The organism is Synechococcus sp. A10-1-5-1 (assembly GCF_023115425.1).
Classification (GTDB): domain Bacteria; phylum Cyanobacteriota; class Cyanobacteriia; order PCC-6307; family Cyanobiaceae; genus Vulcanococcus.
Window position 1 is genome coordinate 513,758 of sequence record NZ_CP096032.1, and the last position, 13,506, is coordinate 527,263.

The 13,506-nt window shown below is 64.1% G+C and carries 17 protein-coding genes; 11 read left to right on the forward strand and 6 right to left on the reverse strand.

Annotation, left to right across the window (positions count from 1 at the left end; all coding sequences use genetic code 11):
- Window positions 1–61: 61 nt before the first annotated feature.
- The 7 genes from MY494_RS02700 to MY494_RS02730 all read left to right on the forward strand — a co-directional run bounded on the left by MY494_RS02700 (window position 62) and on the right by MY494_RS02730 (window position 6,410).
- Window positions 62–1,240, forward strand: a complete 1,179-nt coding sequence (locus MY494_RS02700; RefSeq protein WP_247911207.1) for a pyridoxal phosphate-dependent aminotransferase — start codon at window positions 62–64, stop codon at window positions 1,238–1,240.
- 34 nt (window positions 1,241–1,274) lie between these two features.
- Window positions 1,275–2,234, forward strand: a complete 960-nt coding sequence (locus tag MY494_RS02705) for a putative selenate ABC transporter substrate-binding protein (RefSeq protein ID WP_247911211.1) — start codon at window positions 1,275–1,277, stop codon at window positions 2,232–2,234.
- 39 nt (window positions 2,235–2,273) lie between these two features.
- Entirely contained in the window at window positions 2,274–2,510 is a 237-nt protein-coding gene (locus MY494_RS02710) for a hypothetical protein (protein ID WP_247911213.1), read from the forward strand.
- Window positions 2,511–2,601: 91 nt separating this feature from the next.
- Window positions 2,602–3,351, forward strand: coding sequence for a phosphonate ABC transporter ATP-binding protein (locus tag MY494_RS02715; protein WP_247911214.1), 750 nt, complete (start codon window positions 2,602–2,604; stop codon window positions 3,349–3,351).
- A complete protein-coding gene (locus MY494_RS02720; RefSeq protein WP_247911215.1) occupies window positions 3,348–4,883 on the forward strand; it encodes a phosphonate ABC transporter in 1,536 nt (511 codons plus the stop codon). Before MY494_RS02715 ends, MY494_RS02720 begins: the two co-directional genes overlap by 4 nt.
- 9 nt (window positions 4,884–4,892) lie before the next feature.
- Window positions 4,893–5,570 (forward strand): GDSL-type esterase/lipase family protein, encoded by a 678-nt coding sequence (locus MY494_RS02725; protein ID WP_247911216.1) that lies wholly within the window; start codon window positions 4,893–4,895, stop codon window positions 5,568–5,570.
- Window positions 5,571–5,648: 78 nt separating this feature from the next.
- Window positions 5,649–6,410, forward strand: a complete 762-nt coding sequence (locus tag MY494_RS02730) for a sigma-70 family RNA polymerase sigma factor (protein ID WP_247911217.1) — start codon at window positions 5,649–5,651, stop codon at window positions 6,408–6,410.
- On the opposite strand, the gene MY494_RS02735 is transcribed toward MY494_RS02730, so the two are convergent.
- Window positions 6,407–7,171: a DUF92 domain-containing protein gene (locus MY494_RS02735; RefSeq protein WP_247911931.1), complete on the reverse strand. Its 765-nt coding sequence runs from the start codon at window positions 7,169–7,171 to the stop codon at window positions 6,407–6,409. The two genes, MY494_RS02730 and MY494_RS02735, sit on opposite strands and share 4 nt — an antisense overlap.
- Before the next feature lie 126 nt (window positions 7,172–7,297).
- Here MY494_RS02735 and MY494_RS02740 point away from each other — a divergent pair, with 126 nt between their 5' ends.
- The gene (locus MY494_RS02740) at window positions 7,298–7,693 is read left to right on the forward strand and encodes a hypothetical protein (RefSeq protein WP_247911218.1); all 396 of its coding nucleotides are present in this window, start codon (window positions 7,298–7,300) and stop codon (window positions 7,691–7,693) included.
- Window positions 7,694–7,699: 6 nt separating this feature from the next.
- Here the strand turns inward: MY494_RS02740 and MY494_RS02745 are convergent, their stop codons facing one another.
- Both MY494_RS02745 and MY494_RS02750 read right to left on the reverse strand, forming a co-directional pair.
- On the reverse strand, window positions 7,700–8,446 hold the full coding sequence (locus MY494_RS02745; protein ID WP_247911219.1) for a 16S rRNA (uracil(1498)-N(3))-methyltransferase: 747 nt from the start codon (window positions 8,444–8,446) through the stop codon (window positions 7,700–7,702).
- A gap of 4 nt (window positions 8,447–8,450) precedes the next feature.
- The gene (locus tag MY494_RS02750; RefSeq protein ID WP_247911220.1) at window positions 8,451–8,909 is read right to left on the reverse strand and encodes a DUF3531 family protein; all 459 of its coding nucleotides are present in this window, start codon (window positions 8,907–8,909) and stop codon (window positions 8,451–8,453) included.
- Window positions 8,910–8,978: 69 nt separating this feature from the next.
- On the opposite strand from MY494_RS02750, the gene MY494_RS02755 reads away from it, so the two are divergent.
- The 3 genes from MY494_RS02755 (at window position 8,979) to MY494_RS02765 (ending at window position 10,817) form a co-directional block, all read left to right on the forward strand.
- Entirely contained in the window at window positions 8,979–9,623 is a 645-nt protein-coding gene (locus MY494_RS02755; RefSeq protein ID WP_247911221.1) for an ABC transporter ATP-binding protein, read from the forward strand.
- 37 nt (window positions 9,624–9,660) lie between these two features.
- Window positions 9,661–10,578 carry an Hsp33 family molecular chaperone HslO gene (gene hslO, locus MY494_RS02760; RefSeq protein ID WP_247911932.1) on the forward strand — a complete coding sequence of 306 codons (918 nt, stop codon included), beginning with the start codon at window positions 9,661–9,663 and terminating at the stop codon, window positions 10,576–10,578.
- A gap of 80 nt (window positions 10,579–10,658) precedes the next feature.
- A complete protein-coding gene (locus MY494_RS02765; RefSeq protein WP_247911223.1) occupies window positions 10,659–10,817 on the forward strand; it encodes a hypothetical protein in 159 nt (52 codons plus the stop codon).
- Here MY494_RS02765 and MY494_RS02770 read toward each other — a convergent pair.
- From MY494_RS02770 to MY494_RS02780, 3 genes are all read right to left on the reverse strand, one after another.
- Window positions 10,814–11,506, reverse strand: a complete 693-nt coding sequence (locus tag MY494_RS02770; protein WP_247911224.1) for a CPP1-like family protein — start codon at window positions 11,504–11,506, stop codon at window positions 10,814–10,816. The two genes, MY494_RS02765 and MY494_RS02770, sit on opposite strands and share 4 nt — an antisense overlap.
- A 37-nt stretch (window positions 11,507–11,543) precedes the next feature.
- Entirely contained in the window at window positions 11,544–11,768 is a 225-nt protein-coding gene (locus MY494_RS02775) for a hypothetical protein (protein ID WP_247911225.1), read from the reverse strand.
- Window positions 11,769–11,846: 78 nt separating this feature from the next.
- A complete protein-coding gene (locus tag MY494_RS02780; RefSeq protein WP_247911227.1) occupies window positions 11,847–13,490 on the reverse strand; it encodes a peptide chain release factor 3 in 1,644 nt (547 codons plus the stop codon).
- Window positions 13,491–13,506 lie beyond the last annotated feature (16 nt).

Consider the following 13,506-nt stretch of genomic DNA (forward strand, 5'->3'; position numbering starts at 1 on the left):
GGCAGGATGCACAGCATCACCGGTAAGCCGCAAGGCGTTACCCCCTGACGTCGCTGCTCGAATGCCGCGCCCGTTGAAACTCTCCGCCCGGGCCGAAGCGCTGCAGCCTTCGTTGACGCTGGCCATCGCCGCCCGCGCCAAGGCATTGAAGGCCGAAGGACGCGATATCTGCAGCCTGAGCGCTGGCGAACCGGACTTTGACACCCCAGCTTTCATTCGGGAGGCCGCGGCCCAGGCCCTTGAGAGTGGTTTAACCCGCTACGGTCCCGCCGCCGGCGAGCCGGCCCTGCGAGAGGCCATCGCCCAAAAGTTGACCAAGGAGAACCACGTCCCCACCAGCGCCGGTGACGTGCTGGTGACCAACGGCGGTAAGCAGGCGCTCTACAACCTCTTTCAGGTGCTGCTGGAGCCCGGAGACGAGCTGCTCCTGCCGGCTCCCTACTGGCTCAGCTACCCAGAGATGGCCCGATTGGCTGGGGCCTCGGTCCGATTCATCACCAGCTCCGCAGCGGAAGGTTTCCGACTCGACCCAGAGCGACTGGAGGCGGCCATCACACCAGCCAGCAAGTTGCTGGTCCTCAACAGCCCGGGCAATCCCACGGGGATGGTGCTCAGCCGCAGCGACCTCGAGGCGATCGCCGAGGTGCTGCGCCGCCATCCACAAGTCGCGGTGGTCTGCGACGAGATCTACGAATTTCTCTTGGCCCCCGGCCACAGCCATCACAGCTTCGCGGCCGTCGCTCCGGACCTGGCAGATCGGGTCTTCACGGTCAATGGCTTTGCCAAGGGCTGGGCGATGACGGGTTGGAGGATTGGTTGGCTCGCCGGCAACAGCGCCGCCCTGAAGGCCGCTAGCGCTCTGCAAAGCCAGAGCACGAGCAATGTCTGCACCTTTGCCCAATACGGCGCTCTGGCTGCTGTGACGGGCTCCCGCGAGTGCATCCAGACCATGGCGGCCCAGTTCAGCCATCGACGGGAGTTGCTCAGCGATGGTCTCCAGGCCATCGAAGGCGTCCAACTGCTTCCGCCCCAGGGGGCCTTCTATGCCTTCCCGAACATCAGCAGCACAGGCCTGGACTCGATGACCTTCTGCGAGCGCCTGCTTGATGAGCAGGGTTTGGCCGTAGTGCCTGGTGGCGCCTTTGGCGACAACGACTGCATTCGCCTCTCCTGCGCCGCCTCCGACGCCACCATCCAGGACGGCCTGGCCAGGCTGCAGCGTTTTATCGAGACCCTCTAGGGGGAAAATCAGGGATTGCACTGCACTCCCTTCAATGACCATCCGTTTCAGCGGCCGAGAACGTTGGGCCGCCGCGGCCGTAGGCGTCTCGCTTGCATGGCTGCCGGTGGCCACTCCTTTGGCCCTGCCGCAGCTCAGCAGTGCTCTTACCCCCGCCGCGGTGGCGCAGACGAACAAGCCTGTGCTGCGCATCGGCGCCATCCCCGATCAGAAGCCCGAGAAGCTGAACCGGCTCTACGGATTGGTGGCCAATGAACTCAGCAAGCAGCTGGGTGTCGAGGTCAACTATGTCCCCGTCACCAACTACGCCGCCGCGGTCAGTGCCTTCCGCACCGGCAATTTGGATCTGGTCTGGTTTGGCGGCCTGACCGGCGTCCAGGCCCGTCTGCAGAAACCCGGCGCCCAAGTGATCGCCCAGCGCGACATCGACGCCAAGTTTCAATCGGTCTTCATCGCCAACCGCCGCAGCCAGCTCAAGCCCATCTCCAAGATCGATGGATTGAAGGAGCTCAAAGGCAAGCGCTTTACCTTCGGCTCCCAGAGCTCCACCTCGGGCCGTCTGATGCCCCAGTACTTCCTGGCTCAGGCCGGGGTGAAGCCCAGCCAGTTCGCCGGTGGGGCCCCTGGCTTCAGCGGCAGCCATGACGCCACCGTGGCCCTCGTACAGAGCGGCGCCTATGACGCGGGCGCACTGAACAAACAGGTCTGGGAAGCCAACCTGGCCAGCGGTAAAGCCAACAAGGCCAAGGTCTATGCGATTTGGACCACCCCGGGATATCCCGATTACCACTGGATCGCCCAACCCGGTCTGGACCAACGCTTCGGCGGTGGCTTCACCAACAAGCTGCGCAAGGCCATCCTGAGCTGGCGCACCAGCAACCCTGAACAGAAGGCGATCATCGAACTCTTTGGTGCCGAGCAGTTCACGGGGGCCAAGGCCAGCGATTACGCCCAGATCGAGCAGGTCGGCCGTCAAATCGGCAAGATCCGCTGATTCCAGGAGCAGAATGCGGGGACCGGACTCGTCCCCGCATTGCCCACGAACCTGCTGGTTGACCTGCTCCTGCTGGTGGCTGGGCTGATGCTCTGGCAGCGCAGCTGCAGCGATGGGGACGAGGTCTGGGTGCTGTTTTTGCGTTCCATCGCCGCCATTGATCTGGCGGTGATCCTGTTCAGCAATGGGGTTCTCTGGTTGGAAATCCCCCTGCTCGTTCTGGTCTTCGGCCTGCCGTCGGTGGCCAAATTGGAGAAACGGGAGGGTCGCGGATGAACCCGCGTGGCCCCGACATCTTCGAACTCACCCTGCTGGGGCTGATCCTGGCCCTGATGGTGTTCCGCTTCACCCAGACCTAAGGCCCACCATGAGCGCACCCGTCTTGGAGTTGAGGGGGGTCAGCGTCAAGGGACGCCAGCAACCCAGGCTCGATCAGATTGAGCTCAGCGTCCAGGCCGGTGAGCGCCTGGCCCTACTGGGTCCCAGTGGTGCGGGCAAAAGCACGCTGCTCGCCGTCGCCAATGGCCTGCTCCAAGCCGACCAGGGGGAGGTGTTCTGGTCCGGTGAAGCGATGGCTCGGCGCTCCTGGCTGAAACGCCGTCAACAGCGGCGGATTGGCACGCTGTGGCAGGACCTGCGCCTGATTGATGAGCTCAGCGTTCAGCAAAACCTCAACTGCGGCCGGCTCGGCCAATGGGGCTGGCCTCGGGCGATCTTGAACCTGCTGCTGCCTTTAGAGACCGAAGCCTGCAGCGCTGCGCTACGGCAACTGGATCTGGACCCCATCCTGCTGAAGCAGTCGGTGGCGGAGCTCTCCGGCGGCCAGCGCCAAAGGGTCGCCATTGCGCGCCTGCTGCGGCAGGACCCCTTGCTCTGGCTTGCAGATGAACCCCTCGCCAGCCTCGATCCGCGTCTAGCGAGCGAATTGCTGGCGCTGCTACTGGAGCAAACCGAAGCGCCGAGGGCACTGGTGATGAGCCTGCACAGGCCCGATCTCCTGACGGGCTTCAGCCGCGTGCTGGGTCTGCGGGACGGGCGCATCCTGTTCGATTGCTCGCCAACGCAACTCGAGGAGGACGCGTTGCAGCGCCTCTATGCCGGTCGCAGTGCACCTTGAAAGTCGCCGCGCCGCTACAGGTCCTGATCCCCGCAGTGGTGATCCTGCCTCTGGCCGTGGTGCTGCCAGGGCTCTGCCATGGCGGGGGCTGGGACTTGATCGGAGCCTTTGCCGCCGCCGCTCTACAGCCCTCCTTCGATCCGATCGTGCTCGCGTCCCTGCTCAAGGGACTGGGGGTGACCGTTGGGGTGGCCCTCTTGAGCTGGTCCCTGAGCCTGCTGTTGGGACTGGTGCTTGGGCTCGCCAGCTCCCGGCTGGTCTGGACCACCTTGATTGGAGGAGCGCTGCCAGCCGAGCTGCTGCGGCGACTCCTGGCCCTGCCCCGATCGATCCATGAACTGATCTGGGGCCTACTCCTGCTGCAGGTGCTGGGGCTGCAGCCGGCGGTGGCGGTGCTGGCGATCGTGATCCCCTACAGCGCCTTGGTGGCCCGGGTGATCAGCGACCAGCTCGATGCCCTGCCCGATCAACCGCTCAAGGCCCTCTTGAGCAGCGGCAGCGGCGGCCCGGCCGCCCTGATCACGGCGATTGGTCCGCCCCTGCTGCCCGGAGTCATCAGCTACGGGGGTTACCGGCTGGAGTGCGCCCTACGCAGCGCCACCCTGCTGGGGGTCTTTGGCCTGGGGGGCCTAGGCAACGAACTCCTGCTCACCCTCCAGTCCTTGGAATTTCACGAACTCTGGAGTGGCCTGTGGCTCCTGCTAGCGGTGATGCTCAGCCTGGAGAGCCTGATCCGCACCCTGCGCAAGCGCTGGGGATTGGCCAACCGCTTTGGCCGGCGGCAGGCCGGTGTGGGCCGTCGGGGCCAGGAAATTCTGATCCTCTTCGCGCTGCTCGTTCCCCTGCTGCTCGCCATCGCCCAGAACCTGGGGATCGATCCAGCGGCCCTTCTCCACTGGCAACCGCTACCGCCGATGGATGGCAGCAACTGGCAGGACGCCTTGGCACTCCCCTGGGGACGGTTGATCAGCAACACCCTTTGGCTGACACTCCTCTCGGCCTGCCTGGCGGTCGGCGGCGCGCCCCTGCTGCTGGTGCTGGTGGCCCCCTGGCCCCTTGGTCAGCAGTTGCTCAGGCTGCTCTGGGCCCTAGGGCGGCTCTGGCCGCCGCCGCTGACGGCTTTGTTGCTCCTGTTTGTCTTTCAACCGGGACTCTGGACAGCAGCCCTGGCCTTGGGCTTTCACAACCTCGGAATTCTGGGGCGGTTGTTGCTGGAGGGAACGGAGACCTGCAGCGGCGCCCCAGAGGATGCACTGCATAGCCAAGGTGTGGGCCCTCGAATCGCCCTCCTCTACGGGCGTCTGAGCGCATTAGCCCGCTCCTATCTGGCCTATGGGGCCTATCGCAGCGATGTGATCCTTCGGGAGACCGTGGTGGTGGGGATGATGGCTGGAACCGGCTTGGGAACGCAGTTGCAGGAGAGCCTGAGTTCCTTTGCCTGGGATCAAATCTCCCTGTTGCTTGTGGTCTATGCGGCACTCACCCTGGTGGGTGAAGATCTGAGCGATCGCGCCAGACGGCGCCTGCTCTAGCCCTGATCCATGGTGTTGGCCGTTCCCCGCAAGTTGATCGTGATTGGGGACAGCGGCGTCTATGGCTGGGGGGATCCTGAAGAGGGGGGCTGGTGCGAGCGCCTGCGGCGCCACTGGATGGGACTCCCCGGAGGACCGGTGCTCTATCCCCTCGGGGTGCGCGGAGATGGACTGGAGCGGGTGGCGGCCCGCTGGGCAGGCGAGTTCAGTTGCCGGGGGGAACTCAGGCGACAAAAGCCCCAGGGCATCCTGCTCTCCGTCGGACTGAACGACACCGCTCGGGTGGGTCGCCGTGACGGTCGCCTCCAACTCGATGCCGAAGCATTTTTGTTCGGTCTGCAGCAACTGCTGAAACAGCTGCAAGCAACGGCACCGCTGCTGGTGCTGGGGCTGACCCCGGTGGATGAGCACGTCATGCCCTATGCCGATCTGCTCTGGTACAGCAATGAGCAGATCCGCCAGTACGAGGGCCTCCTCGAGGAGGCCTGCATGGAGGCCGATGTTCCGTTCCTACCGCTACTGGAATCACTGCTGGCGGATCCTGCTTGGCTGCAATGGCTCTCTCCAGACGGGATCCACCTCAACAGCGATGGGCATCGCCAGGTCTATGAGCGGGTGCGGCAATGGAGCCCGCTGCTGAGCTGGGCGGACTTGCAACCACTCAGCGCCAGCACCCCCCTCAACTGAGGGAAATCACACCCCCCCGGGGGTGACTCAGACATTGGGGGAAGGCGTTGAGGGTGAGAGCAGAGCACCCCATCCGCTATGGCAACGCATGAACAGCAGCAATGGCTCTTGGCCCGTTATCTCAAGTGCCGGAACAACGAACACCGCAACGCCGTCGTGGCCGCCAACCTGCCCCTGGTCTGGAAGGTGGCCCGGCGTGAAAGCGAACGCAGTGGCCACAGCTTTGAAGATTTGGTTCAAGAGGGCGTCAGTGGCCTGATCAAGGCAGTCGAGCGCTTTGAACCAAGCCGGGGAAACACCTTGAGCACAGCGGCTGTGCCCTGGATTCGAGGGGCGATGCGCCACTACCTCAGGGACCGGTGCCGCGTCTTCAGTGGAGCCCGCAGCGTGATCGAGTTGCTGCAGAGGGGAGCGGCCCTGCAACGCCGCCGCCAGCTCCAAGGTTCCAGCGCGTTGGACGACAGCTCGCTTGCCCAGGCCTTGGGCTGCTCGCCGCAGCGCTGGCAAGAGGCCCAGGCCCTGCAGGCCTGTTTGCGGATCGCCAGCCTGGACCAACCCGGGAGCGGTTCAGATCCTGAAACACCTCTGGTGGAGCAACTCAGCGATCACCAGGCGGCAGGTCAGTACAGCTGGCTCGAGCGCTGTGAGCTGCGCCGGCAGCTGTGGAGGGGACTGAAAACCTTGAATGCCAGTCAACGGAGACTCGTGCTGGCCCGGGTGCTGCAGCAGCGAACCTGGCAGGAACTGGGCGCGATGGTGGGGGTCAGCGCCAGGGCCGCCCAACGGCGCTACCAACAGGCCTGCGCGCTGGTGCGTCAACAGCTGGTGACGGCGAGCTAGGCGAAGGCCAAGCGCACGGCCAGCCCCATGGCCAGCAGGGCTGCGATCAGGGTCTGCAGGGCATTGACCAGCTCATTGCTGAGCCAAGGGAAGCGGTCCTGGACCGTGGCGCCAATCAGGCTTTCGATCAAGGTCGCTGCCAAGCCCACCAGCGCCACCAACAACCAGGTCTGACCGCCCTGGATCAGGCCCAACTGGAGCATCAAGAAGGCCATCAAGGCACTACCGCCGGCGCTGGCCGCGGTTCCTTCCAGGCTGATGGCCCCTTCAGTACCAGGGGCAACGGGCTTGAAGGTTGTGATCGAGACGGTGTGGCGGCCCCAACGCTTGCCGATCTCACTGCCGCAGGTATCGCCCAACTTGGCGGCAAAGCTGGCGGCAAAGCCGATCTTGAGCAGGATCACCGGCGCCATGGGCCAAACACTCAACAGCGCCAGGGCAGCACCCGTTGCCGCCGATCCCCAGACGTTCTCGGGACCGCGCCGGCCCCCTCGCCCCTCCGCCAGGCCCTGCTCCTGCTTGCGCCGGTACCCCAGACGGGTCACCAGCGATCCCAAGGCCAGATACAGCGCCACTGCCCACCAGCCCGGCCAATCCAGGCTGCCGAGCAACACGGTGCCAAGGATGCCGGCATGCACCCAGCCCGCACGCGTCAGCAGCGGAAGCCGCTGGGCTGCAGCAATCAGAACAGCATTGATCGCCAGGGCTGCAAGCCAGTGCTGCAAGCGCTCTGGGCTCAGCAAGATCAGCAGATCGAGCATCCCTGGAATCAGCGACTGGCTCCAGAAGAACACAACAGCTGAAACTTCTGTTGCACAGCCCTAAGGCCGCTGTTCAGATGCACCGGCAGCAGCGGATAATCCTGCAAACGGTCAATAACCGGCGCCATGGTGTTCAACCGCAAGGGCAGCTTCTTCCTCGAGCTCGATGAAAAGGCCGCTGAGAAGTCGGTGACTGTGGCTCCCGTCGCCGAGAAGCCCGCCAAGGAAGAGAAGGCCGCCAAAACGGAAGCCAAGGTTGAGGTGAAGGCCGCCGCCGCCGCACCTGCGGCAGCCGTCCAGAGCGAAGCCGCCGCTGCCCCCAGTGGCGCATCGCAAACCACCGCAGAAGCAATCGCCGCTGAGCTGGCCGAGGAACAGGCCGCTCGTCCGGCCAAAACTGACGCCACCTTTGCTCCGGACTGCGTAACTGCCGGTGGCGCGCTGCCCATGCGCCGCCGCCGCGCTGGTGCCAACATCGCCGGCTTCCGCGGCATGGCCAGCGGCATGTTTGGCAAGAAGTGATCTGAGCTAAACCCCGCAGCGCTCAAAGCGGGTGCTGCTCAGGCTGCTCAACCCACTCACGCAGGCCGTTGAGCTGCGCAGGATGCGAGGGCCCAGATCCACGGGTTCCCATCCCGCCGCCTCAGCGGCCTGTTCTTCGTCCGGGGACCAGCCCCCCTCAGGACCGCAGGCCAGCCAGAGGCCGGGGAGGTTCTCCAGGGGCAGATCCGCGAGGACTGAACCCAACAGCGGCAGGCCATCTCGACGGGTGGTCATCCAGAGCCCGGCATCCTGCTGATCCTTCAGAGCCAAAAGCTGATGAACCGTCATCGGCTCCTGAATCTGGGGAGACCAGAGACGTTCGCACTGCTCCGCCGCCTCCGCGGCGATGCTGCGCCATCGATCCAAGCGCAGGCTGCCTTGAACAGCAGTTCGATCGCAGAGAAGCGGAATCAAGCGATCGACCCCCAGCTCCACCGCCATGCGCAGGACGACTTCAAAGTCGCGCTTCACCACAGCGGAGGCCAAGACCAAGTGCGGAGTCGGCGGCATATGCCGCTCCAAGGGAGCCTCCAGGCTCTGCTCCAACTGGGCTGAAGCGGACTCCCCAAGCACGGCAGTCCAGAGGGAACCCCGACCATCGATCACGGCAAAGCGGTCCCCGACGCAGAAGCGCAGCACCCGGGTCAAGTAGCGCTCCTCCTCACCGGTCAACGCGACCAGCGGAGCCAAGCGCTCTGGAGCAATCAGCAGCCGACGCAGCTCCCGGACCATGGCGCTAAGCGTCTGGGGCGCCTACGGGGAAGAGGCTTTCGGGGTGGTCCTCCACAGGCCAATCGTCATTGGCACCACCGATCAGGAGCTCCTCGATCTGAACCACGTCGGAGTCGATCTGCCGCAGGGTGTTGATCAGGACGTCAAGGGCAAAACCATCGCTGGTGCCCAGATCCATCCAGCAGCGAGCCCAGGAGCCCTGATACTCGATTTCACCCATGTTGTGCATCAGGGCTGGCATGGCCCGCTCAGCGGCCTCGCCGTCGTAGCTCATCCAACTGACCTCGGCGCCCTCGTCATGGACCTGGAGGTTCTCGGCGTTAAAACCGCCCAACTTGCCCAGGAAAAACCAGCTGTCAAAGGTGGTTTCGATATATCCCCGCTCTCCTTGGCCCGGGGGATTACTGAAACGCAACCAGAGCCAGCAATTGAAGGGGTCAAATTCTCGAAAGCGAATCTCCATTGCAGCGCAGCGCAGCAGGGCTTGCTCCCATCAAACATGCTGGTGGCACCTGACGGCCATCGGCCACCGATGCTTGAGCTCGACGCGCTCTGTTATCACGCTGCAACGGCTCCTGATCCGGTGTTGCGGGGCGCCAGCCTGCAGCTGGAGCCTGGACGTCTGGCACTGGTGGCCGGACGCAGTGGCTCCGGGAAGTCCACGCTGCTGGAGCTGATCTGCGGACTGGCGGATCCCAGCAAAGGGGAAATCCGATGGCATGGCAAAGCGGTCAATGCCCGCCAACGCCGTTGGCTCTGTGGCTTGGTCTTTCAATTCCCTGAGCGCCATTTCCTTGGACTGACCGTCGGCCAGGAACTGCGTCTCGGCCAGCGGCGCTTGCCCAGCGAAAAGGCCGAGGCGGTCTTGAACCAGGTCGGCCTCAGTGGTCTGTCCTTCCAACAGGCCCCCGAGGAGCTCAGTGGCGGTCAACAGCGCCGTCTGGCGATGGCAGTCCAACTGCTGCGTGACCCCAAGGTGCTCTTGATGGATGAACCCACCGCTGGCCTGGACTGGTCCGTGCGCGCGGAGATCATCGACCTCATCGATCAGCTCAGCCGTGATCGCATCGTGCTGATCGTCACGCACGAACCGGAGCTGTTCGAGCCGCTGACCGAGCCAGGACAGCGCTGGACCCTGATCGATGGGCAACTCCAGCCTGCGCTCATCCCCTGCTGAAGCGCCTGAATACAGTGCCTCGAGCAATGGCCTGGGCATGTCAGATCGGTTGGTGCGAGCAACAGCTGCAGGGGGTGGGATCCGCCTGGTTGCTGTCAGCACCAGCACCACGGTCCGCTATGCCCGCCGTCGCCACAACCTCTCGTTTCTAACCACCGCCCTGCTGGGCCGGGCCATGACGGCGGGCTTGCTACTCGCCAGCTCCATGAAGGTCGCCCATGGCCGGGTGAACCTACGGATCTCCTCCGATGGCCCCCTGAAGGGACTCATGGTCGATGCCGGCAGGGACGGGACAGTGCGCGGCTACGTCGGCGCGCCCGAGCTGGAACTCGATCTGGTGGACACGGTCGATGGGGCCCATCAGTTCGACTTCAAGCAGGCCACCGGCACCGGCTACCTCCATGTGGTTCGGGACCTGGGTGAGGGGGAACCCTTCAGCTCGACGGTGGAGCTGGTCAGTGGCGGCATCGGCGATGACGTGGCCTCCTACCTCTTGCACTCCGAACAAACGCCCTCGGCGGTTTTTGTCGGCGAGCGCATCGACAGCAGCGGCCTGAGGCACGCCGGTGGCGTTCTGGTCCAGGTGCTCCCCAAGGCCGCCCGTGAGCCAGCCCTGGTCGCGCTGTTGGAGGAGCGCTGCCGAGAGATTGAGCACTTCAGCGACCGGCTGGCCGCCTGCGAGGGCAACCTCGAGGCGCTGCTCCAGGACATCTTTCCCGACCTCGATCCCCAACTGCTGGAGGACGCCGAGGCCAGCCAAGACATCACCTTCCACTGCCCCTGCAGCCGCAAGCGCAGCGTCAATGCCCTCAAGCTGCTGGGCCGCGATGAGCTCTCAGAGATGCTCAACGAGGACGGCAAGGCAGAACTCACCTGCCATTTCTGCAATGAGGTCTATGACATCCAGGCCGCAGAGCTGCAGGAGCTGATCGACGAGCTCTCCCCCGCGGCCTAGCGCCTGAAAAAGTGTCCTCAAACCATCACTAGAGGGAGCAGAGCGGAGCTGTAACAGGGGGGCCCTGCAGGACCCTGGCGATGACCTGGTTTCCCCACTGCCTGAACTGCAGGCACTTCTGGCTCAATGACTCCCACCAAAGCGGCTGTTGCCGGCTTTGGGCGATCACCATCCCCGCAGGGTCGGCTCGGACCCTGCGTTGCCACAGCTGGATCCGGCCTGGAGTGAAGCCGAATTAAGCAATCAGCAGAGCACCCAGCAGCAAGAGGAGCAGGGCCGGAAGGCTCTGCACCTGGTGGGCATCAAGGGGAAGCCCCAGGGGCAGGCTCGGGTCGAGGACCTGAAGCAGCAGGGCCCCAAGGGCCAGGCCCAGGCTGAGCAACAAAACACTGAAGCCAACCGCCTGCAGGAAGCGCCGATTGCGGCGCTGCAAGAGCACCACGCTGAACAGGGTGGAGAGGGCCAGCACCAGCTCAGCCGAGGACGCCGGCGTGAACAGCAGCAGCACCGTCAACAGGGCAAAACCGCCAACCGGCAGCCAACGCTGCTGTCCCTCGGCCAACTCCAACCTGGGAAGAGACCAGGAACTGGAGGGAAGCGAGGGCCTGGGCAGGGCCGGGAGCTTGGGTAAAGACGGAAGCGATGGGCGCGCGGGGGAAGCGGAGGTTGGAGCCTTGGCCTCCCGTGCCGAAGCATTCAGGGCGGCGGTGCTGACCTTTCCCTGCTGACGTTCCTTCAGCCGGTCCATCAAAACGGAGTCGTAGGCCGCCTCGATCTGGGCCCGAGCCTGGGGGTTCTCACCCACCTCATCGAGGCGAGCCTGCTTGGCAGCCTGCACCGCTTCAAAGCCCGCTGTGGTCTCAATGCCCAGGCGCTCGTAGGGACTGGGCTGGGAACCGGTCGAGGAGGATTCAGGCTCCTGGTTCATGCCACCGCGCGCCGGAGAAATTCATAACTGAGCGTAGTCAGAACAGGGGCTCACTGGACTGAAAGCCCTGCTGCCGCAACAGCAGGATGCGCTGACGCTCTTCCTCGTCGAGCTGCAGCCAGCAGCGGTGCTTCAGCAGGGGCATCTGGGGAGGCAAATGGCTGCCTTCCCGCATCTCAATGCCCGTGCCCCCACGGACGAAATTGACGTAATCATTGCCCCCATCTGTCCTGGGGCGAACCAACCAGAGAGAACCAGGCATCAGCCAATCAGCCTGTGATATTTCGTTGCAGCTGATTCTGGCGCCATCACGGAAGCAACTGCGAGCCCAGCAGAAGCGTTAAAGGGCAATGGGCTCCACACCACTGACCACCGGGGCCACAGCACTGAGCTCGAGGTCGGGATGATCCTCAGCCAACTGGTTGAGATTCCAGTCGTTCTTGAACAGCAGAACCGGACGATCCCAGGCATCACGAACGGTTTTGCAGTTGAAGATCCGCCCGACCTTCTCCAGTTCACTCCAGCCACCCACGACCCAACGGGCTACAGAGAACCCCAGCGGTTCAAGGCGGGTCTGCACGCCGTACTCGCTCTCAAGGCGGTACTGGACCACCTCAAGTTGCAGTTGGCCCACGGCCGCCAAGATCGGATCGCGCTTGCTCTGATCGGTGTCGTAGAGGATCTGAACCGCACCCTCTTCCCGAAGCTCATTGACGCCCTTACGGAAGCTCTTGAAGGCCGAGGGGTTCGGGTTCCGTAGCCAGGCGAAGATCTCCGGGCTGAAGCAAGGGATCCCTTCGTATTCGACCTTGGAGCCGAGGTAGAGGGTGTCGCCAATGGCGAACATCCCAGGGTTGTTCAGACCGATGACATCACCGGGGTAGGCGTCCTCCACCACCGCCCGGTCCTGACCGAAGAGTTTCTGCGGGCGGGAAAGACGAATGGTCTTGCCGGTGCGGGCGTGCTGCACCGTCATGTCCTTCTCAAACTTGCCGCTGCAAACCCGCACAAAGGCCACCCGGTCGCGGTGGCGGGGATCCATGTTGGCCTGCAGCTTGAAGACGAACCCGCTGAAGCCCGGCCGCACCGGTTCAATCTCGCCGGCACTGCTGGAGCGGGGGGTGGGTTTCTGGGCCAACTCCAAGAAGGCATCGAGGAACGGCCGCACCCCGAAGTTGGTCATGGCTGAACCAAAGAACACCGGGCTCAGCTCTCCGGCATGGACCAGCTCCAGGTCGAGCTCGTTGCCAGCGGCCTCCAACAGTTCCAATTCTTCGAGGGCCGCATCCAGCAACTCCTCTTCAACCGCTCCAGTGCCCCGGGCTTCATCAACGCTGAGCACCTTCTCTTCAGAAGCCCGGCCCCGCTCGGCCCGTTGAAACAGGATCACCTCCTGACTGCGGCGATCGATCACGCCCCGAAAGCGATCACCGCTGCCGATTGGCCAGTTCACCGGCCAACAAGCAAGCCCCAGATCCTGTTCAATCTCATCCAGCAGCTCGAGCGGCTCACGCCCAGGCCGATCCATCTTGTTGATGAAGGTGAAGATCGGGATCTGGCGCATCCGGCAGACCTCAAACAACTTGCGGGTCTGAGGCTCGAGGCCCTTCGCAGCGTCCTCAAGCATCACCGCGTTGTCCGCAGCCGCCAAGGTCCGGTAGGTGTCTTCGGAAAAATCCTGGTGACCCGGGGTATCCAGCAGGTTGATCGTGCTGCCGCTGTAGTCGAACTGCAGGACCGTGGAGGTAATGGAAATGCCCCGCTGTTTCTCCAGCTCCATCCAGTCGGACGTGACCTTGCGCTGCTCGCCCTTGGCCTTCACGGCTCCGGCCTGTTGGATCGCACCCCCATACAGGAGCAACTTCTCTGTAAGGGTGGTCTTACCCGCGTCGGGGTGGGAAATGATCGCGAAGTTGCGGCGGCGGGAGACGGCCTCCGCCAAGGCCTCGAGCTCAGGGGTCGTGCTCACGCTGCTGCTGGTCATGGCGACAGCCTGACAG

What these genes read in the sequence shown, in the direction of transcription:
- MY494_RS02780 (WP_247911227.1), bottom strand. Translation starts at nt 13,490, where the DNA reads ATGACCAGCAGCAGCGTGAGCACGACCCCTGAGCTCGAGGCCTTGGCG.
- MY494_RS02715 (WP_247911214.1), top strand. Translation starts at nt 2,602, where the DNA reads ATGAGCGCACCCGTCTTGGAGTTGAGGGGGGTCAGCGTCAAGGGACGC.
- MY494_RS02740 (WP_247911218.1), top strand. Translation starts at nt 7,298, where the DNA reads ATGGTGTTCAACCGCAAGGGCAGCTTCTTCCTCGAGCTCGATGAAAAG.
- hslO (WP_247911932.1), top strand. Translation starts at nt 9,661, where the DNA reads ATGTCAGATCGGTTGGTGCGAGCAACAGCTGCAGGGGGTGGGATCCGC.
- MY494_RS02705 (WP_247911211.1), top strand. Translation starts at nt 1,275, where the DNA reads ATGACCATCCGTTTCAGCGGCCGAGAACGTTGGGCCGCCGCGGCCGTA.
- MY494_RS02700 (WP_247911207.1), top strand. Translation starts at nt 62, where the DNA reads ATGCCGCGCCCGTTGAAACTCTCCGCCCGGGCCGAAGCGCTGCAGCCT.
- MY494_RS02750 (WP_247911220.1), bottom strand. Translation starts at nt 8,909, where the DNA reads ATGGAGATTCGCTTTCGAGAATTTGACCCCTTCAATTGCTGGCTCTGG.
- MY494_RS02735 (WP_247911931.1), bottom strand. Translation starts at nt 7,171, where the DNA reads ATGCTCGATCTGCTGATCTTGCTGAGCCCAGAGCGCTTGCAGCACTGG.
- MY494_RS02730 (WP_247911217.1), top strand. Translation starts at nt 5,649, where the DNA reads ATGGCAACGCATGAACAGCAGCAATGGCTCTTGGCCCGTTATCTCAAG.
- MY494_RS02725 (WP_247911216.1), top strand. Translation starts at nt 4,893, where the DNA reads ATGGTGTTGGCCGTTCCCCGCAAGTTGATCGTGATTGGGGACAGCGGC.
- MY494_RS02775 (WP_247911225.1), bottom strand. Translation starts at nt 11,768, where the DNA reads ATGCCTGGTTCTCTCTGGTTGGTTCGCCCCAGGACAGATGGGGGCAAT.
- MY494_RS02745 (WP_247911219.1), bottom strand. Translation starts at nt 8,446, where the DNA reads ATGGTCCGGGAGCTGCGTCGGCTGCTGATTGCTCCAGAGCGCTTGGCT.
- MY494_RS02770 (WP_247911224.1), bottom strand. Translation starts at nt 11,506, where the DNA reads ATGAACCAGGAGCCTGAATCCTCCTCGACCGGTTCCCAGCCCAGTCCC.
- MY494_RS02755 (WP_247911221.1), top strand. Translation starts at nt 8,979, where the DNA reads ATGCTTGAGCTCGACGCGCTCTGTTATCACGCTGCAACGGCTCCTGAT.
- MY494_RS02765 (WP_247911223.1), top strand. Translation starts at nt 10,659, where the DNA reads ATGACCTGGTTTCCCCACTGCCTGAACTGCAGGCACTTCTGGCTCAAT.